The sequence below is a fragment of the Haladaptatus paucihalophilus DX253 genome, assembly GCF_000376445.1.
Lineage (GTDB): Archaea > Halobacteriota > Halobacteria > Halobacteriales > Haladaptataceae > Haladaptatus > Haladaptatus paucihalophilus.
Window position 1 is genome coordinate 2359459 of record NZ_AQXI01000001.1, and the last position, 18154, is coordinate 2377612.

At 63.3% G+C, this 18154-nt stretch carries 17 protein-coding genes; 7 read left to right on the plus strand and 10 right to left on the minus strand.

What is annotated here, in order from left to right; all coding sequences use genetic code 11:
* Positions 1 to 23: 23 nt before the first annotated feature.
* From B208_RS0113200 to B208_RS0113220, 5 genes are all read right to left on the minus strand, one after another.
* Positions 24 to 1256: a M20 family metallopeptidase gene (locus tag B208_RS0113200; protein WP_007979738.1), complete on the minus strand. Its 1233-nt coding sequence runs from the start codon at positions 1254 to 1256 to the stop codon at positions 24 to 26.
* Entirely contained in the window at positions 1249 to 2808 is a 1560-nt protein-coding gene (locus tag B208_RS0113205) for an APC family permease (protein WP_026177839.1), read from the minus strand. Before B208_RS0113205 ends, B208_RS0113200 begins: the two co-directional genes overlap by 8 nt.
* An 825-nt stretch (positions 2809 to 3633) precedes the next feature.
* Entirely contained in the window at positions 3634 to 4827 is a 1194-nt protein-coding gene (locus tag B208_RS0113210; protein WP_007979736.1) for a redox-regulated ATPase YchF, read from the minus strand.
* Positions 4828 to 4937: 110 nt separating this feature from the next.
* Entirely contained in the window at positions 4938 to 5993 is a 1056-nt protein-coding gene (locus tag B208_RS0113215; RefSeq protein ID WP_007979735.1) for a dipeptide epimerase, read from the minus strand.
* Positions 5993 to 7030 carry a DUF1611 domain-containing protein gene (locus tag B208_RS0113220; protein WP_007979734.1) on the minus strand — a complete coding sequence of 346 codons (1038 nt, stop codon included), beginning with the start codon at positions 7028 to 7030 and terminating at the stop codon, positions 5993 to 5995. Before B208_RS0113220 ends, B208_RS0113215 begins: the two co-directional genes overlap by 1 nt.
* 152 nt (positions 7031 to 7182) lie before the next feature.
* Here B208_RS0113220 and B208_RS0113225 point away from each other — a divergent pair, with 152 nt between their 5' ends.
* A complete protein-coding gene (locus tag B208_RS0113225; protein WP_007979733.1) occupies positions 7183 to 7872 on the plus strand; it encodes a helix-turn-helix domain-containing protein in 690 nt (229 codons plus the stop codon).
* Positions 7873 to 8322: 450 nt separating this feature from the next.
* Here B208_RS0113225 and engB read toward each other — a convergent pair whose 3' ends face one another.
* Complete coding sequence (gene engB, locus B208_RS0113230; RefSeq protein ID WP_007979732.1) at positions 8323 to 8943, minus strand: GTP-binding protein EngB; 621 nt, start codon at positions 8941 to 8943, stop codon at positions 8323 to 8325.
* Between the two features lie 127 nt (positions 8944 to 9070).
* On the opposite strand from engB, the gene B208_RS0113235 reads away from it, so the two are divergent.
* Both B208_RS0113235 and B208_RS0113240 read left to right on the plus strand, forming a co-directional pair.
* Positions 9071 to 10432: a TIGR00341 family protein gene (locus B208_RS0113235; protein WP_007979731.1), complete on the plus strand. Its 1362-nt coding sequence runs from the start codon at positions 9071 to 9073 to the stop codon at positions 10430 to 10432.
* 71 nt (positions 10433 to 10503) lie between these two features.
* Positions 10504 to 11832 carry a TIGR00341 family protein gene (locus B208_RS0113240; protein ID WP_007979730.1) on the plus strand — a complete coding sequence of 443 codons (1329 nt, stop codon included), beginning with the start codon at positions 10504 to 10506 and terminating at the stop codon, positions 11830 to 11832.
* Between the two features lie 23 nt (positions 11833 to 11855).
* On the opposite strand, the gene B208_RS0113245 is transcribed toward B208_RS0113240, so the two are convergent.
* Positions 11856 to 12815, minus strand: a complete 960-nt coding sequence (locus tag B208_RS0113245) for an NOG1 family protein (protein WP_007979729.1) — start codon at positions 12813 to 12815, stop codon at positions 11856 to 11858.
* Between the two features lie 101 nt (positions 12816 to 12916).
* On the opposite strand from B208_RS0113245, the gene B208_RS0113250 reads away from it, so the two are divergent.
* The 4 genes from B208_RS0113250 to B208_RS0113265 all read left to right on the plus strand — a co-directional run bounded on the left by B208_RS0113250 (position 12917) and on the right by B208_RS0113265 (position 15808).
* Positions 12917 to 13282 (plus strand): DUF5518 domain-containing protein, encoded by a 366-nt coding sequence (locus B208_RS0113250; protein ID WP_007979727.1) that lies wholly within the window; start codon positions 12917 to 12919, stop codon positions 13280 to 13282.
* Positions 13283 to 13436: 154 nt separating this feature from the next.
* Positions 13437 to 14246 (plus strand): alpha/beta fold hydrolase, encoded by an 810-nt coding sequence (locus B208_RS0113255; protein WP_007979722.1) that lies wholly within the window; start codon positions 13437 to 13439, stop codon positions 14244 to 14246.
* Between the two features lie 108 nt (positions 14247 to 14354).
* The gene (locus B208_RS0113260) at positions 14355 to 14816 is read left to right on the plus strand and encodes an ASCH domain-containing protein (protein ID WP_007979719.1); all 462 of its coding nucleotides are present in this window, start codon (positions 14355 to 14357) and stop codon (positions 14814 to 14816) included.
* Between the two features lie 125 nt (positions 14817 to 14941).
* Positions 14942 to 15808 (plus strand): ATP-grasp domain-containing protein, encoded by an 867-nt coding sequence (locus tag B208_RS0113265; RefSeq protein WP_007979718.1) that lies wholly within the window; start codon positions 14942 to 14944, stop codon positions 15806 to 15808.
* Here the strand turns inward: B208_RS0113265 and B208_RS0113270 are convergent.
* The 3 genes from B208_RS0113270 to B208_RS0113280 all read right to left on the minus strand — a co-directional run bounded on the left by B208_RS0113270 (position 15795) and on the right by B208_RS0113280 (position 18116).
* Positions 15795 to 16184, minus strand: a complete 390-nt coding sequence (locus B208_RS0113270; RefSeq protein ID WP_007979715.1) for an Hsp20/alpha crystallin family protein — start codon at positions 16182 to 16184, stop codon at positions 15795 to 15797. The two genes, B208_RS0113265 and B208_RS0113270, sit on opposite strands and share 14 nt — an antisense overlap.
* A gap of 149 nt (positions 16185 to 16333) precedes the next feature.
* Complete coding sequence (locus B208_RS0113275; protein ID WP_007979714.1) at positions 16334 to 16669, minus strand: hypothetical protein; 336 nt, start codon at positions 16667 to 16669, stop codon at positions 16334 to 16336.
* Positions 16670 to 17102: 433 nt separating this feature from the next.
* Complete coding sequence (locus B208_RS0113280) at positions 17103 to 18116, minus strand: type II glyceraldehyde-3-phosphate dehydrogenase (RefSeq protein ID WP_026177841.1); 1014 nt, start codon at positions 18114 to 18116, stop codon at positions 17103 to 17105.
* Positions 18117 to 18154 lie beyond the last annotated feature (38 nt).

Here is an 18154-nt window from a genome sequence, read left to right on the forward strand (position 1 = left end):
ACCGTTTCCCTCGCGGTACGTTTCTACTCCGACCCGACGAAGCGCATCGCGCCCTCGGCGACGATTCGCGCCGTCTCGACAACTTCGTCGGTGTAGACGAACTCGCCCGCACCGTGGATGTTCTCGCCGTCCGGCCCGACGATGACGGTCGGGAGGTCCGCGCGGTCGCCGAGGTAGTTGAAGTCGCCGACGCTGGCGAAGTAGCCGAACTCCGGTTCGACGCCCGCGACGGATTCCGTCGCGCCGACGAGCGACGTCACGAGGTCGTGGTCCTCCGGCGTGACGTAGGGTCCGTACTTGATGCCGGGGTCCGGCGACTCGCGGAAGCCGATTTCCACCTCGCTCTCGATGTCGAGGGCCGCGACGGCCTCCTCTGCCTGTTCGCGCACGATTTCCTCCGTTTCGCCGAGGACGACGTGGCGGTCCACCATGAGCTGGGCGCGTTCGGGAACCGAGAGCGTTTGGCTGCCGCCCTCCAGTAGAAGGGGACAGACCGACCCGTCGCCGAGTTTCGGATGGCTTCCCACGTCGAGATTGGAGAGCGCGTCGGCGACCTTCCCGGCGTCCACGACGGCGTTGGTTCCTTTGTGCGGTTGCGACCCGTGGGCCGCGTGGCCTTTCACTTCGATGTCGTAGAGGAAGCGCCCGCGAGCGCCGAGGAGGAGCGCGGGATTGTCGATGTCCTCCTCCTGTGCGAGAATCGGGCCGGGTTCCGTCACGATGGCGGCGTCGTAGTCGTCGGTGTAGCCGTCGCGGATGAGGCGGTCGGTGCCGAGTCCGTACGGCCCCTCCTCGTCCACCACGGCGGAGAGAACGATGTCGCCCGCGAGGTCAACGTCCGACTCCGCCAGCGCTTCGAAGGCGACCATGACCGCGGCGAGGCCGCCCTTCATGTCGCAGGCCCCCTGTCCGTACAGTTTGCCGTCTTCGATGCGCCCCGAGCAGGGGTCTTCCTCCCAATCCTCGACCAACAGCACGGTGTCCATGTGCGCGTTGAGCAGGAGCGTGGGGGCATCCGGGTCGCTTCCTTCCAGTCGGGCGAGCACGTTATCGCCCTCGTACTCCGTGATTTTCGGCTCGCTGACGTGGTGGTACTCGGGGTCGAGGTCGCGCGAATCCAGCCAGTCGTACACGAACTCGCTCAGTTCGTGCTCTTCGAAGTACGGCGAGGGAATCTGCACCATCTCCTGCAGGAGGGAGATGGTCTCGTCCGGGTCGATCCGCGCGAGTTCAGCGGATTCAGCGGGTTCAGTCATCCGAGGTCACATCCCCGATGGTCGGGTCGTGGTCGTCGCTCGCCACGCCCGGGAGCGTGTCGAGAATCGCGCCGACGTCGGTCCCGCGCTGATTTCCGAGTCGCCAGTAGACGGCGAAGATGCCGAGTCCCACGACCATCCACGGGAGGTAGATGCGGAGCGTGGGCGCGGCCTCGAACGCGGTCCAGTACGCGTTCACCACCGTCGCGCGGAACGCGCTCACGAGCGGAACGGTTCCGGCCAACGGCGCGGCGAAGAAGTCGCCGAACGCACCTGGAAGCCCGGTGATGAAGTCGCCGAGCGCGGCGGGGAGTCCGCCGAAGTTCGCGGCCTTGGTCAGCAACCCGACCGCACCGAGGGTCGCCACGACGCCCGTGACGGGGGTGAGCCAGCCGTAGTCGAAGCCCGCTTGCTCCACGAGGTCGGGACGCGACGCCCGGACGTACAGCAGGGTCAGCGAGACCGTGGCGTACGCGATGAGGTAGCTGAACGTGGCGATGACGATGGCCTCGTTGAGGCCGTCGCTCCAGAACGTCAGCGCGGCGGCAACGACGTACAGCGTGGCGAGCGAGTAGTGCGGCGTGCCGAACCGCTGGCTCACCGCGGAGAACTGCTTCGGGAACACCTCGTCCCACGACCACGAGTAGGGCATCTTGATGCCCGCCGCCATCACCGCGTGGACGCTGGAGGCGGTTGCCAGCAGGCCGCCGAACGCGACGACCGCGGTGGCGCTCCCGCCGAGGAACGACTCCGCGGCGGTTGCGAGCGGCCGCTCGGAGTTCGCCAGCACGGTGTAGTCCCCGACGACGCCGTAGATGACGGCGGCCGTCCAGACGTACAGGACGACGAGGACCAGCGTCCCACCGACCATCGCCAGCGGGAGGTTCTTGGACGGGTTCTTCACTTCGGCGCCCATCTGCCCCGCGACGGCGATGCCGATGTAGGCGTAGAACAGCGGGACGGCGGCTTGGATGAACCCGCTCCGGCCCCCGGTGAAGAACGGCTGGTAGTTCTCGGGGTTCACGTGGAACGACCCCGGAATGACGAGGACGAGGATGGCCAGCATCAACACCGCCATGATGGCGTTCTGCGAGAGGCTGTACTCCTTCGTGCCGACGAGATTGACGAGGAAGAGGACGGTGAGGAGCGCGAAGCCAGCGATTGTCGGGTCGATACTGGGGTAGAACACTTGGAGATAGCTGCCGAAGCCCAGCGCGAGCACGGCATCGGCGGCCATGTACCCTAACCACTTCGACCACGTGACGATGAAGCCCGGAAGCCGACTGTCGAACGTCCGGGAGATGTAGGCGTACGACCCGGCGGCGGCCGGGAAGATGGTCGCCATCCAACTGTAGTTCACCGCGATGGCCATCGCCAGCAGTCCGGAGAGGACCACGACGAGGATGACGCTCGGCCCGGTCGTGGAACTCGCCGTGCCGAGCGTGACGAACAACCCGGCACCGAGCGTCCCCGCGACGACGGTGCTCATCGCCCCGAACAGGCCCATGTCCCGCGAGAGGCTATTGCTGTCTTTGCCGTGTGATGATGACATATGATGACATACACCTATGTCCCCGCTTAGTCCCCGTCCCTAGCATGTGCGGTGTGACGACTAGGAAGTGGGTGAGAATAGTGATTTTCTGTGGGTTGATCCGAGGTTCGCACTTCCAGAACGATTGCAGTCGCTAGGGAACACGAAGCCCTCGTTCGCTTGCAAGGAGGTGGTGTTGGTTTGTCTATGACTGCAATTACAGACGTCACTAAAACCGCAACCGCACCGCGACGGTCACTCCCTCCCCAACCGATTCCTTCGCATTCGCTCAGTCATCCCTCGCGTGATAACCAAGCAGGCCCTCGGCCGCGATGGCCGAGGGCCTGCTGGCGCACGCGCCACGGCGGTTAGTCAGTAGCGCTCATCCCGGTTTTCCGAATGGCGCGCGCTGGCGAGGGGACGAGGACGGTACGTCTGAGTCCCCTCGCTGAAGCCGTGCGAAGGACGACTGAGCGAATGCGAAGGAGTCGGTTGGGGAGGGAGTGGCCGTTGCGGTGCTGTGCTGGGTGGGACTGAAAGGGGCCGTCCGCTCGCGCGCTTGCGTGGTTGCTGTGCGGGCCACTATTCTGGCCGACCGTGGCGGAGAGGCCAGAATATCCTGCACAGCAACCGCGAGCGTGGCGGGGGCTTTTGGAGACTACTTGTCAGTGTTTTTGGGGGCGTTAGCCACGGATTTTTCTCGAAGCGAGCGTGGCGGGGGCTTTCGAGGGCTGTTTCTCAATCGCTGAAATCACGCTGAACGCATAATCACGGCTAAGCAAGCGTACCGAACCACGAAATGGGGGAAGAATACAGGAGAGAAAAATCAACTAGCAGAGTCCGTCGTTACTGACTCGTGGAGACGATTTCCACGACGGAACGGTGGTCCAACTCGGAACTCGAACCGATTTGGCGCTTGCTCCGGCAGTCGATGCCGTGGAGGAACCCATCTCCGATATCGGAGTGCAGGTGGTACGCGAAGTCCTCGGCCGTCGAACCGCCGGGGAGGAGGAAGCAGTCGCGGAAGACGCCCTTCTCGCTGGCGCTGCCGTTGGCCGACCCGGGGAAGACGGCGATGAGGTCGAGTTCGTCGAACAGCGCGGCTTCGAGGGCGCGCTGGACGCCCGTCCCGTCGAACTCGTTGGTGAACTCCCGAATCTGGGCGAGGCCCCCTTCCTGTTCCTCGCTCACGTCGCCCGTGATTTCGAAGTCCGAATCTCCGGCGTCGTAGTCGATGACGCCCTGTTCGGCGGCGTTCTTGAGCGCCTTCTCGGCGTGGGCGCTGGCGGGGATGACGGTCAGGTGTTCGTACTCGGGGTCCGAGGTGATTTCCTCGTAGTTCGCCCGCGCCGCGGGGGTGTCCATCTTGTTCGCCGCGATGACCATCGGCTTGGTGCGCTTGCGAATCTCGCGGGCGAGTTCCTGGCGGTCCTCGTCCTCCCACGTCTCGGGGTCGAGGTCGAGACCGAGCGAGAGGATGACCTGCTTTATCTCGTCCTTGTTCGTCTTGAACGCCGACATCTGTTCCGCGAGGTCCTCCTCGATGTGTTTCTCCTCCCCGGCGTAGCCCGAGCGGAAGCGCTCGATGCCCTTCTCCAGGATTTCGAGGTACCACATGTCGAGTTCGTTTTCGAGGAAGTCGATGTCGTCGCGGGGGTCGTGGCCCTCGGTGGGTTCGCCCTCGATGTCGGTCTTGCCGGAGAAGTCCACGACGTGGACCAACACGTCGGCCTCGTTCAGGTCCGTGAGGAACTGGTTGCCGAGGCCCTTGCCCTCGTGTGCGCCCGGGATGAGTCCGGCCACGTCAACGAGTTTCGTCGGGACGTAGCGCGTGCCCTCCTCGCAGAAACCGACGCTGGGCGTGCAGGACTCGTCGAATTCGGGGGCGGCGCACTCGACGCGGGCGTAGGCCTCGCCGATGGACGGGTCGATTGTCGTGAAGGGGTAGGACCCCTCCGGCACGTCGTTCATCGTCGCGGCGTTGAAGAAGGTCGATTTCCCCACGGAGGGTTTTCCGACCAAGCCGATTTTGTAACTCATTAGGCCGGAGTGGGTGATTGGTGGCTAAAGGGGTTTTCAAACGGTGACACGTCTGTCGAATGATACCGCGTCACTCGGGGTCACTCGGGGTCACGCGGTTGACCGCCGAGTTACTCGATTCCGTTCGGCACGACTCCGTGCCCCGCCCCCGAAATGTCGATTGTCGGTCCTCCGTCCGACGGAATCACGTCCTCCGCGATGAGGAGGTTGCCGTCCAAATCGACGTGCGAGAACGACCCGATTCCGGAGACGAGGTGGGCGCTGGCGTGGATTCCGATGGCGCTTTCGAGCATGCATCCGACCATCAGTTCGACGTTCGCGGCTTCGGCTATCGAGGCGATGTCCCGCGCGGCGAGGAGTCCCGACTTGCCGAGTTTCACGTTTATCACGTCCGCCGCGTCCTCGCGGACGATTCGAATCGCATCCTCCGGCGTGAACACCGCCTCGTCCGCCGCAATCGGGACCGATACGGCGTCCCGCGCTCGCGCGAGTCCAGTTACGTCCGCCGCGGGGGTCGGCTGTTCGACCAGTGCGAGGTCGATGCCCCGCGATTCGAGTTGGTCCACGAACGCGACGGTTTCCTTCGGCGTCCACCCCTGATTCGCGTCCACCGTTAGTTCCGCGTCGGGTGCGCCCTCGTGCACCGCGGCGACGCGGGCGACGTCCTCCGCGACGGTCGTCCCCGTCTTCACCTTCAACTGGTCGAACCCGCGGTCCGCCGCCCGCGCTGCGCCGTCCCGCGCGTCTTCCGGTGGCATGATGCCGATGGTAAAGTCGGTCGTCACGGAGGTAGGCGCGCCGCCGAACAGTTCCGAGAGGGCCATCCCCCGTTCGCGGCAGTAGGCGTCGAGAATCGCGGTTTCGACCGCGAACAGCGCCGACACCATGCCGGGAAACGTCTCTCGGACTTCGGTAACGAGGCTTCGATAGTCGGCGAGGGACTTTCCGTCGAGCAACGTCGTCGCGGCGCGAGCGGTTGCGAGCGCCGCCTCCTGTGTTTCACCCGTCACCGGCGTCAGGGGTGAGCCTTCGCCGTAGCCGGTCACGTCCTCGGTTTCGACCGTCACCAGCACGTTGCTCGCCCGATGTTGCGTGCCGAGCGAGATTTCGAACGGCTCCCGGAGCGGCAGGTCGAGCGGTTCGACCGACACCCGTTCGATTCGCATTACAGCGCCTCGCGGACCGACGCGAGGAGGTCGTCCGCGCCGCCTTCGTCGTAGACGTTCGCCGCAGGGACGGAGTAGTCGATTTCGGCGGGGTCGGCCCACGTCGAAACGGCGGCGACCGTCGCGTCCGAGAGTTGTTCCACGAGGTGCCGCTCCGCTTCAACGCCCGCGACCGGCCACTGGTCGAAGTGGGTTCGCCGGTCGCGGTCGGGGTCATCGACCAGCACGACCGCATCGGGCCACGCGCCGTGCAGGAGTCCGAGCGTGACGCTCGAATAGGCGCGGTGGGTGAGCGAGGCTTGGCCCTCCACGAAGACGATATCGTGCTCCTCGGTGACGGCCGACACGAGGTCTTCGACCACGCCAGCGGTGAAATCCGCCGGAACGCGGTCGATGACGACGCCGCGGTGCGCGCCGACCATGATTCCCGTCTGGCCGGTCGCGACCCATCCGGCGTTCAGTCCGGCGCGCTTGGCGGCCCGATAGAGTTCGAACGTCGTCGTCCGCTTGCCGACCGCACAGTCCGTCCCGGCGGTCAACACGATTTGTGCGTCTGCTTCGTCCACGGTCCCGTCGCCGACGCGGAGGTCGTCCTCGCCCGGCGGCTTTCGCACGTCGAAGAGGGTGGCGCCGTGTTCGTCCGCGAGCGTTTGCCATCGCTCCTGCTCGGAGAGGAAGACGTGCAGTCCGGAGACGATATCCAGCCCCGCGCGGATGGCCTCCTCGATGTCGCTCACCCACTCGTCCGGTAGCGCACCGCCAGCGGGAGCGACCCCGATGACGAGCGCCTCGGCATCGGACGCGCGTTCGAGCGCGCCCTCGGTCGAGGAGACTATCGGTACGTCGCGGACGTCCGCGCGTCCGAGAACGTCGCTGGCGGCTTCGTCGGCGTGTGTCGAGTCGATGACGGCCCGTGCGTCGAACAGTTCGCTGTGCATGACGACGCCGTTGGCCGTCTTTCCGTCCATCGTTCCGAACGCTCCCTCGGCGAGAACGATTGCTGGAGCGGGGGCGTCGAACGCGTCCCGGAGGTTCATGTGCTACACAGGCGCATAGCGGGGCAAAACATTACCCCCTTTCATAGAAGGGGGGCCGACGCCCGGTCCCGATTTCAGAGCCGTGCCCATGTCAACGTATGTCATTCCCCTTGCCATACGTTTTTGCTCGTCTCATCCGTGTATCACATCAGATGACCACAGCGGAGCACGCCGGACTTCGGGTGACCCTCGACATCTGGCATCCCGACTGCTGGACGCTCGAAGTCACCGAGGGCCGGGCGGCGGGACTCCTCGGCCACGGCGTCCACACCATCGACGGACTGGCGACCGGGCGGTTCACGGTCTACGGCAACACGCGCGAGGAGGTGGACGAACTCGTGGCGGCGATTCGGGATTCCGACCTGACCGATTCCGTGTGGGAAACCGACCATCCGCACGCCACCGAGGACTCCATCGCGTTCGGCAGCGCGAGCCGGGGTATCGTCGTCCACTACGACCTCGGCAACAGCATCAACGACGCGCTGGTCTCGCGCGGGTTCATCCCCGACGAACCGGTGCGGATGTACGGCGGGCGTGAGTATTGGACCGTCATCGTCGAGGTCGAGAAGGACGAACTGCACGACCGAATCGAGGCGGTCTGCGAGGAGATGGACGCCGAAATCCGCGTCCGTCACGTCGCAACCGCCGAAGCAGGCGCTGGCGTCCTCCGCACCGACGACCTCTCGGAACGCCAGCGCGAGGTGTTCGAACTCGCCCGCCAGCGCGGCTACTACGACTGGCCGCGGCACGTGACGGCATCCGAACTCGCCGAGGAGATGGACGTGTCCAAAACCACGCTCCTCGAACATCTGCGGAAAGCCGAGGCGAAACTGCTCGGGTGATATTTTGTATCATTCAGTATATTTCAGTGCTCTTTAGTGTGTTCTAGTATCTCTACAGCGTTGGCGAATCGATACGCGAAAATCCGAACGTGAAACGAGGGGAATCCGCATAAAATACCTCGGCGCGTGCGCCAGCAGGCCCTCGACCATCGCGGCCGAGGGCCTGCTTGGTTATCACGCGAGGGATGACTGAGCGAATGCGAAGGAATCGGTTGGGGGGGGAGTGGCCGTCGCGGTGCGGTTGCGGGCGGGGGCTTTCAGGGTCGTCTCCGTAGCTGAAATCGAACGAGAACCAAAATCAGAAGCCACTCGTAGCGAGCGTGGCGGTGTTTTTCGAGAACGTCCCCCGTCAACGCACCCCGATTCTCCTCCAAATCTTTATATATGATACCGGGACCAAACCGGTCAGTGCCCGACGAATCGCTACGCAACCGGTCGCCGAAAACCCGCCTAGGAGAAGAACTTGAACAGGTCGTCGCGCTTCTGTTCGTGCAGGTGGGTCTTCACGGCCTCGTTCAGCGCGTCGATGTTTCCGCGCTTGGCGCTGATGGGTGCGATGGTGTCCTGCCACTGCTTCCACGGCGGGTGAAGGCCGAGGCGGTCACAGAGGTCGTTCAGTCGCTCGTCCTCGTCGTCCACCTTGTCCATCTTGTTCACGGCGACGACGACGGGGATTCCAACCTCGCGGAGGAAGTAGAACATCTCCACGTCGTGCGGGATTTCGTCCTCTCCGGAGTGGCGGTCGATGATGTCGATGACGCTCTTGCCGTCCACGACGAGGACGCCGACCAACACCCTCTCGGCGTTCTCCTCGATGTACTCCACGATGTCGGTCTTTATCCGCTCGCGCCGGTCCTCCTCGACGCCGGACATGAACCCGAATCCGGGCAGGTCGGTGAGCATGAAATCCTCGCTGGCCCAGTCGAAGTGATTGGGTTGGCGCGTGACGCCGGGCTTGCCGCCAGTCTCGAAACTGTGGCCCGTCAACTCGCGCATCAGCGTGGACTTGCCGACGTTCGAGCGCCCGACGAACACGACTTCGGCGTCCCTGCCGGGTCGATTTTCGAACATAGTCGTCCGTTCGCCTCTCGACGCTTAACGGCCGTGGTTTCCCGCGGCGAGACTCCGCTGTTTCCCGCGGCGGAATTCCGCCGTCTCACGCGGCGGGACTTATTGTTCCGTGTGTCGTGTTCGGGATGTGCGTCTCGTGGAAATCGCCATCCCGCTGGGGGAACGGGAGCTGGTCATCGAAACGCTGGAAGCGAGGGATATCGACTACTACATCACCGAGGAGACGAGCGGACGTGGGGGAAGAGAGGACTACGCCGCGATTATCACGTTTCCGCTGCCGCAAAACGCGGTGCAACCCGTCATCGACGAACTCCGCGATGTCGGACTCAGCGAGGAAGCCCACGTCATCATCATCGACGCCGAGGTGGACGTCTCGACGCGTTTCGAGCGACTCGTCGAGCGCTACACCGCGAAACGCGGTCGTCGGATTCGCATCGCCCGCGAGGAGATTCGCATCCACGCCCGCGAACTCTCGCCGAGCCTCCGAACGTTCGTCACGATGACGATCGTGAGCGCGGTCGTCGCCACGGCGGGGTTGTTGCTCGACTCTCCGGCGGTCGTCGTGGGGTCGATGGTCATCGCGCCGCTGGTCGGCCCGGCGCTGTCCGCCAGTATCGGAACGGTCCTCGACGACCGAGACCTGTTTCGACGTGGCGTGCGGTTACAGGTCCTCGGCGTCGTTCTCGCGGTAGCGAGCGCCGCCGCCTTCGCCACGCTCGTTCGGTTTATCCCGCTGTTTCCGCCGGGGACGGACGTGACGCGAATTCCGGAGGTCGCCATTCGAATCTCCCCCGATTTCCTGTCGCTCATCATCGCGCTCGGCGCGGGAATCGCCGGTATCGTGAGTCTGTCGGCCGGTGCCTCGACCGCTCTCGTCGGCGTCATGATCGCCGTTGCGCTCATCCCGCCCGCCGCCACGGTCGGCATCGGCATCGCGTGGGGCGAACCGGTCGTGACCGTCAGCGCGGGCATCCTCGTGTTGGTCAACCTGTTGGCCATCAACCTCTCCGCCCTCCTCACGCTCCGTTACATGGGCTATCGGCCGAAAGAGTGGCTGAAACTCCAACGTTCCAACTGGGAGACGGCCAAACGGGTATCTCTCCTCATCCTCGTTATCGTCCTCCTGTCGGCCTTCCTCGGCGGGGTGACGTACTCGTCGATTCAGGACGCGCAGTTCGAACGGAGCGTTCGGACAACGACCGACGCCTTGCTCGAACTGCCGCAATACTCCGGGGGAGAACGGCTCGAAGTTGATGTCCGGTACGGGCCGTCCGTTCCGCTTCCTCGGAAGTACCGCGACCCCGCCGTCCCGTTTCATCGGCCACGGGAGGTCATCGTTACCGTCGGTAAACCGACGAACGAACGGTATCCCGGACTGGCGGAACGGCTTCGCGCCCGTCTCTACCGACGGACGGGCCGAGACGTCTCCGTTCAAATCCGTTACGTCAGCATCGACGAAGCGCCTCGCCGCGGTATCGAGAGAAATTGACTGACATGTTGATATGAACTAACCGACTATCGGCCCGCGATTATATCAATCTGCAAACCCCATCGGTGACTGTGCGACTCGTACAGGTATCCATCCCGACGGGCGAGCGAGAAACGGTCGTCGAGACGCTCGACTCCGAGGGAATTGATTTCTTTCTGACCGACGAAACGGGTGGTCGCCGTTATACCGCGATTGCGACGTTTCCGCTCCCGCAGAACGCCGTGCAGCCGGTTATCGACAAGCTTCACGATGCGGGACTGAGCGACGAGGCTCACACGGTCATCATCGACGCCGAGACGGATACGTCCCGACAGTTCGAACAACTGGCGAAACGCTACGAGGCGGAAAACGGCGCGGACCGCATCGCGCGCGACGAAATCCTAACCGCGGCGCGGGAACTGTCCCCGCGGTTGCGGACGTTCGTCTTCATGACCGTCGTGAGTGCGGTCGTCGCCACGGCGGGGTTGTTGCTCGACTCTCCGGCGGTCGTCGTGGGGTCGATGGTCATCGCGCCGCTGGTCGGTCCGGCGTTATCGGCAGGCGTTGGCACCGTTTTGGACGAAAGCGCCCTGTTCACCCGCGGCGTCAAACTGCAACTGCTCGGCGTCACCGTGGCCATCGCCAGCGCGACGTTGTTCGCATTCTTCGTCAGAGTTCTCTACCTCTTTCCACCGAACACGGATATCACGGCAATATCACAGATAAGCGGGCGGCTGACTCCGGATTTCCTCTCGCTCATCGTCGCGCTCGGTGCGGGTTCGGCGGGCGTTATCAGTCTGGCCGCGGGCGTATCGGTCGCCCTCGTCGGGGTCATGATCGCCGCGGCCCTCATCCCGCCCGCCGCCGCCGTCGGTATCGGCATCGCGTGGGGGAGTCCGGTGGTCGCGTTAAGTGCTGGGGTTCTCGTCCTCGTCAACGTCCTCTCCATCAACCTCTCGGCCATAGTGACGCTCCAGTACATGGGGTATCGGCCGAAGAACTGGTTCAAACTGGAGCGCTCCCGAGAGGAGGCCATCAAACGAATCGGGGCCCTCGTCGTCGCCCTCGCCGTTCTTTCGGTCTTTCTCGGCGGCGTTACCTACTTCTCGTATCAAGGCGCGCAGTTCGAGCAGGGAGCAGACAGGGCGGTGACGAACGTCTTCGAGCAGCCGCGGTATCAGCAGGCGGAACGGCTTCAGATGCAGGTCCAGTACCGACAGACGTTCCCGCTCGGCAAGACTACCTACACGCGAAACCTCCCGTTCCGCGAACCACATCGCGTCGTGGTCACCGTCGGTCGTCCGCGGGGCGAGCAGTACCCGGATCTCGCCGAGCGAATCTACGACCGAATCGCCACTCGGACGGGTCGCACGGTCGGGGTTCAGATTCGGTACGTCGAAACGGACGACGTGTCGGCCTGAACGTCCGAACTCGCCGACCGGTCTTATCCGTCGAACGGAAGTTCGGGTTCGTAGCCGATGGCTTCGACGGCCGCGTCGAGCGTTCCCGTCACGTTCTCGTCCTCCTCGATGCTCATGTACAGGTCGGCCTCCACGTCGGTCGAGAGGTCGGACTTGTTGCAGACGGTGAGGACGGGCACGTCGCCGAACTGCTCTTCGACCGAATCGCGGAGTTCGAGTTGGGCGTCGAGCGGGTAGCCACAGTAGGCGCTCGGGTCCACGAAGAACAGGATGCAGTCGGCGAGGTGCGTGAGCGCCGATACCGCCTGCGATTCGATGCCGTTTCGCTCGTCCGCGGGTCGGTCGAGCAGTCCCGGCGTGTCCACGATTTGGTAGCGAATGTGGTCGCGCTCGAAGTGACCGACGTGAATCCCCTTCGTGGTGAAGGGATACTCCGCGATTTCGTTGCGCGCGTTGGTTATCGTGTTGACGAACGACGACTTTCCGACGTTGGGATACCCGGCGACGACCACGGTCGGGTCGGCCGGGTCGATGTCCGGGAGGTCCCGAAGGTCGTTTCGCGCCGCGTTGATACGGTCGAGGTCGTCCTCGACTTCCTCCACGATGGACGCGAGGCGAGCGAACCCCTGCTTTCGCACCTTGCGGGCGTAGTTGATGTCGCCGCGGAGTTTTCCTTGGTACTCGCGGCCGATGTCCTTCGTCTTGCGGGAGGCCCATTGGATTTCCGACAGACTCTTTCGAATCTCGTCAACGTTCACGACGGCGTCGGCCAGTTCGTAGTAGAACGGGTCCACTTCCTCGAAGTCCGGCCACGCGGTGACGATATTCTGCAGATTGTCCGATAGGATGTTCGAGGCGGTTTGGAGCATGGACTGTTGGGCCTGAATGCCGCTCTTGGCCCGGCCTGCTCGTGTCGCCCGCGAGAACGCCTTGTCGATGAGTTCCTCCGACGTGGGCGTCGTCGGTAGGGTCTCGAAAATCATGGGCATTCGTATGCTCTCGCCCCTTAAAAGGGCGTTCATACCGTCGTGCGAGCCGATTTTGGCGAGAGACTTTTGTTTTCCGCCTTCCAACGTATGTACCCATGACCAACTGGTACGCGGTCTTCGTCGGCTTCGTCGTCTCCGTCCTCGCGGGCATCGTCGCGTTCGCCCTCCCCGGAATCGGACACGTCGCGGCGGGACTCGCCGGTGGCTTCGCCGCTGGCTACGTCGCCGGCGGCGGACTGGGAAGCGGCTTCTGGCACGGCCTGCTCGCCGGTTCCATCGGCGGCGTCATCGTCGCCCTGTTCCTCGGACTGGGTGGAACCATCGTCGGCGGCCTCGCGGGCGGCCCGGTCGGGTCGCTGTTCGGCGGTATCGGCCTCTTCTTCGCGGCCGTCTTCGTCGCGTTCCTGCTGGCGCTCGACAGCGCCATCGGCGGTGCCATCGGCGGCGTGCTGAAAGAGTGATTGGATTGGGTTCGACGGCGACGCGAACGTGGCCGGTACGAGGGTGAGGAAACCGTTCTCGATTCATCGTCGATGACGAACCCGCTCGAAACATTCGGAGCCTGACCGGTTCCCGGGATGTTTATGGCTGTGTCAGTTGAGAATACAGTCCGCGATGCCATACTTTGAGATCCACGATGGCGTGCCGATCTACTACGAAGATAAGGGGCAAGGGGAGACGATTCTACTCGTCCACGGATGGATGATGAACGCAGAGTACTGGTGGCAGAAGAACTTCGATGTGTTGGCAGAATCCCATCGAGTCGTAGCGTTGGACCTTCGGGGACATGGACTCTCTGGAAAGACTGATGCAGGCCACACCCTCGCACAGTACGCACGGGACGTTCGGGAATTGATCGAGACGCTCGAACTCACCGACGTTACCCTCGTGGGCTGGTCGATGGGGACAGCAGTCCTTCTCGAATATCTCGACCAGTTTGGAAGCCATCGACTCTCGAGGGCCGTATTCGTGGATCAGAGTCCAAAATTACAGTACGATGACGACTGGCCACACGGATCTCCCGGTAAGTTCTCGGGTATCGATGGTATCGATATCGCGACGAACCTCACGTACAATCGTCCATCGATTGCAAAGTCGTTCCTCGAGTCAATGTTCAGCGAACCACCGACGGCTGACACGATAGACGAGATGTACGCCGAGACCACCAAGACACCGACGAGCGTCGCCATCGATATCTTCCTGGATGTCGTCTATGCCGACTTCCGACCGGTGTTATCCACTATCGATGTCCCGGTCCTGCTGCTCTACGGCGAACGGAACGATATCTTCCCAACCGATGTCGGGGGGTGGCTCGAGGATCACCTCTCCGAGGCGACCCTCGTACGGTTCGACCAGAGCGGACACTGCCCCTTCTGGGAAGAAGCCGAAAAGTTCAATCAGACGGTCGCCTCATTCGCGGAGTGAATCCGTTGTCCCGAGTCCCCGACTCGTGAGCAGTTGCTTTGATCCGCTGACACTGCCGAATTGAATCTGTCACCAAATGCTCTCCGCACGCTCGTCAGACGAAATTCGATGACGATCTCGGCCACGACCGCGCTCGATTCGGTTGCAGGGGAACGGGACCGGTTCGGTGTGCCAATCCATCGGTATGCGGAACGAACCTTCGAATCAGAGCGGTCCTCCGGGAGTGACTTTTGCGAGGAGCACAAAGAACCGAACATGGCGAAAATAGACGCCGACACGATACTTCCGTCCGAACACATCCAACAAGCGGTCACGGCGGGTCGAATCTCGCAACTCCACCGTGGCAACCCGTACGCCGAGGAAGGCGACACCTTCGACATCGACGGCGAGACGTTCGAGGTCGTCGAAGTGAGCGAGCGGAAACTCGGAGATTTAACCGACGAGGACGCACAAGCCGAAGGCTCGGAGGACCTGGACGCCTACCGCGAGCGCCTGAATCACGCCCACGACGACTTCGAATGGGACGACAGCGCGACGGTGTACCGACATCGCTTCGAAGTTGTCGAGTGAGGACGGCGGAGCGGGACGAGATGGACGGGCGAACGGAGTAGACGTATGGGATGGACGGGACGGACAGGACAGACACACGAACGAGACGGGCGAACTTTTTATCGGCCGACGCCAACCCATAGCCAATGCTGAATTTGGCGGTCGCCTATCGAAAGGAGACGTTCGAGCGACTCCGCGACCCGCTCGCAGAGCGCGAAATCAGGGTCCGCCACGTTCCGAGCGAGTCGCGGACGTTCGACCTCGCCGACCCGCCGTGGGGTCCCGACGAGTTCGACGCGGGCTTCGTCTACCCGTCACGAATGATGGAGGGCGGCGTGGTCGATGGGCTGTTGGCCGTCCCGTGGGTGAACGACCGTGAGGCCGTCCTCACATCGCGGAACAAGGGCGGCGTCATCGCCCGACTCGACCGAGCGGGGATTCCGGTCCCGAAGACCGTCGTCGTCTCGAACCCCGTCGAGGAGGCGAACCTCGTGGACGCGTTCGAGGCGTTCGACCCGCCGGTCGTGGTGAAACCTAACTCCACGACGCGGGGGACCGGAATCGCAAAAGTGGACGACGTTGATTCCTTCCTCGGCGTGGTGGACTACCTGAACCTCGTCCACGACTACCGCGCGACGGGGGACAAATCGTTCCTCGTGCAGGAGTACCTCCCGGCGGCCGTCGATTACCGCGCGATGGTCGTCGACGGCGAGTACGTCGGCGCGGTCGAACGGCGGCTGCCCGAGGACGCGCTGACGGCCGGACGCTGGAAGCACAACGTCCACCGCGGTGCCGAGGCGCGCGGCGTCCGCTTATCCGAGGAGTTCCGGGATATCGCGGAACGGACGGCGGAGACGCTCGGGATTCCGTTCTGCGGCGTCGACCTGCTCGTCGTCGGCGACCGGGTGGTCGTCAACGAGACGAACGCGCGGCCGACGATAGACGCGGAAACGAAGTACGAAAATGGATTCTACGACCGCCTCGCCGAACTCGTTCGGACTACTCGACGCTGATGTTCGCTGATTCGTCCGTCTTCTCGAACGTGACTTCGAGGACGCCGTTGTTGTAGGTCGCTTTCGCGGAACTCTCGTCCACGCGCGCCGGGAGCGCGATGCGCTCGTCGTACTCGCGGTGGTCGCTGGCGGCGCTGATGGTCATCGATTCGCCGTCGCATTTGAGGTCGATGTCGTTCTTCTCGACGCCGGGGAGGTCGGCGATGACGCGGATCAGTTCGTCGTCTTCGTGGATGTCGACGTGCGTGTCGGCACCGAATCCGGTCGTGCCGGTATCGACCTGCATATCGACGTTGCCGCCCATCATATCGTTCATCATGCGCTCTATCTCTCGAAAGAGATCGTCGAAGGGGTCGTCGCGGTCGTCTCGTCGCATACCTGAGGCTAAGCCCTTCCCGGGCAAAAGGTTTTGGACAGGCGTCAACCGTTCCGATTCCGTTGCGACGAATCGGACTTACGTCCGACCTTTCGGAACGCTGACTCGCCTCCCGTCTGAAAAAATGCCGCTATCCGCGAACGTGTCGATTAGTCGTCCTGGTTCTGCCAGTTGAAGTTCTGGGCGTTGGACCAGGCGACCTGCGCGTTCTCGTTGCTCTGGTAGCTCGCTTGGATGGCCGTTGCGTCGTCGGATTCCGCATCGCCACCGATGCTGCCCGCGGCCGAAACCGCGTAGTTGTCCTCTTGCGAGTTGGCGTTACCCTGTGCGACATACTGGGTCTGGCTGACGTCAGAACTCGCGTACTGGCCGCTTACTTGTACTTGGTTGTCGTCGGCGAGTGCCGCCGCGTTACCCGCGAATCCGACTGCGAACAAACTTCCCACGACGGTCATCGTGAGCAGGATCTTGAGTGCTTTTCTCATTGTTTTTCTCTCCGGGCGGGAGAGTCCGTTACTGGACACCACCTGTCAGCGGTGCTGTCCGCCCCACCCATCATGCCTCATCGGGGGTGTCGTAAATGAACGGGTAGCATCGTTGAGTCCGTTTGCGCCGTTTGTGAACGACGGAACTCGCACCTAAACGTCGGTAACGTGGAAAATCGGGGGCGTAGGACGTCTGCCGCGGTCGCGGATACGTGTCGGTAAACGTTTCGTCCCGTGTTTCGAATGGCGGAATCCGGCGCTGATTGATGATAATTCACAATTCAAAAGTCCCATGTTAACATCTATCACAATTCCCTGCAGTGAATAACAGGACCGCTCCACGAGTTGTCGGCGTTACTCGGGCGTATGAACGAATACCGTCCCGTCGCCCCACGAAAAACGAACCGTCGAATCGACGGTCAGAAGCGGTTGGTTAGAAGCCGATTCCGAGCGCGTCGTTCGTCGTTTCGATGCTCTCCTCGGCGTCGGCAGCGTTCGTTACCGCACGGATGGCGTCCACGTTCTCGGGAACCACGTCGCTCTCTTGGTGGATGGCTTGGAACAGATAGAGGTCGTTCCCTTCCATCGAGACGGATTCGCCCCAGACGCAGTTCTCCCAGAAGTCGCCGCGGGGCCGACCCCTGTCCATGGCGAACTCCTTGAGCTTGCCCGCGCCGTCGATGTCCATGTGCTCGGGAATCACGAAGATGCGAGACTGGCGTTCGAGCAGTTCGCGCACCTCCTCGGCATCCGGTTCGGCTTCGAGCGAGACGTTGATGCTGTGCATGTGCATCAGCGTCGCCGGAACCTTCAGTCCGAGCGTGTCGATGGCGAGGTCCGGGAAGATGGTCTTCACGTCCGGGCCGTGATGCGACGGCAGCGACACCGGGTTCGGAACGATGTCGTTGATGGGACCGCGCCCGGTCTGGGCCGGGTCGCCGCCACGGCGGACGAGCGTCGCGCGAACCTTCTCGACCCCGTACTCCTCGCGGAGGGGGGCGACGAGCCGCGAGAGCCCGGTCGTGTTACACGACACGACGCGGACGTGCTGTGCGCCGACCGCCTCGTCGTAGTTGGCGCGCGCGTTGAAACTCGTGTCCGCGACGCTCGCGTCCTCACCGCCCTGATAGAGCGCGGGCGTGTCGTACTCGTCGTACAGCGATTTGTTGTCCGCGCCGATGCCGGACGGACAGGCGTCGACGATGACGTCGGCCGCCTCGACCAGTTCCTCGACCATTCCCGCCAGTTCGATTCCCGCGTCGTCGAACCGGCCCGCCCGTTCCTCGATAGCGGCGTAGAGTGGGTAGCCGTTCTCGACGGCTCCCTCGGCCTCGAAATTGGGCCGGGTTTTTGCGACACCGACGACTTCCATGTCCGGTTGCGCCCGAACGGCGTCAGCGACTCGCTTCCCGATAGTCCCGTACCCGTTAATGCCGACCTGTAGCATGTACATCTGCCGCTCCAACCCCCGCGACTAAAACGGTT

Bases quoted from the DNA above. Each gene is read 5' to 3' on its own strand.
- engB (WP_007979732.1), bottom strand. From the start codon at position 8,943: ATGTTCGAAAATCGACCCGGCAGGGACGCCGAAGTCGTGTTCGTCGGG.
- B208_RS0113280 (WP_026177841.1), bottom strand. From the start codon at position 18,116: ATGCTACAGGTCGGCATTAACGGGTACGGGACTATCGGGAAGCGAGTC.
- B208_RS0113270 (WP_007979715.1), bottom strand. From the start codon at position 16,184: ATGCGACGAGACGACCGCGACGACCCCTTCGACGATCTCTTTCGAGAG.
- B208_RS0113275 (WP_007979714.1), bottom strand. From the start codon at position 16,669: ATGAGAAAAGCACTCAAGATCCTGCTCACGATGACCGTCGTGGGAAGT.
- B208_RS0113205 (WP_026177839.1), bottom strand. From the start codon at position 2,808: ATGTCATCATCACACGGCAAAGACAGCAATAGCCTCTCGCGGGACATG.
- B208_RS0113225 (WP_007979733.1), top strand. From the start codon at position 7,183: ATGACCACAGCGGAGCACGCCGGACTTCGGGTGACCCTCGACATCTGG.
- B208_RS0113200 (WP_007979738.1), bottom strand. From the start codon at position 1,256: ATGACTGAACCCGCTGAATCCGCTGAACTCGCGCGGATCGACCCGGAC.
- B208_RS0113265 (WP_007979718.1), top strand. From the start codon at position 14,942: ATGCTGAATTTGGCGGTCGCCTATCGAAAGGAGACGTTCGAGCGACTC.
- B208_RS0113215 (WP_007979735.1), bottom strand. From the start codon at position 5,993: ATGCGAATCGAACGGGTGTCGGTCGAACCGCTCGACCTGCCGCTCCGG.
- B208_RS0113250 (WP_007979727.1), top strand. From the start codon at position 12,917: ATGACCAACTGGTACGCGGTCTTCGTCGGCTTCGTCGTCTCCGTCCTC.
- B208_RS0113220 (WP_007979734.1), bottom strand. From the start codon at position 7,030: ATGAACCTCCGGGACGCGTTCGACGCCCCCGCTCCAGCAATCGTTCTC.
- B208_RS0113255 (WP_007979722.1), top strand. From the start codon at position 13,437: ATGCCATACTTTGAGATCCACGATGGCGTGCCGATCTACTACGAAGAT.
- B208_RS0113245 (WP_007979729.1), bottom strand. From the start codon at position 12,815: ATGATTTTCGAGACCCTACCGACGACGCCCACGTCGGAGGAACTCATC.
- B208_RS0113210 (WP_007979736.1), bottom strand. From the start codon at position 4,827: ATGAGTTACAAAATCGGCTTGGTCGGAAAACCCTCCGTGGGGAAATCG.
- B208_RS0113260 (WP_007979719.1), top strand. From the start codon at position 14,355: ATGACGATCTCGGCCACGACCGCGCTCGATTCGGTTGCAGGGGAACGG.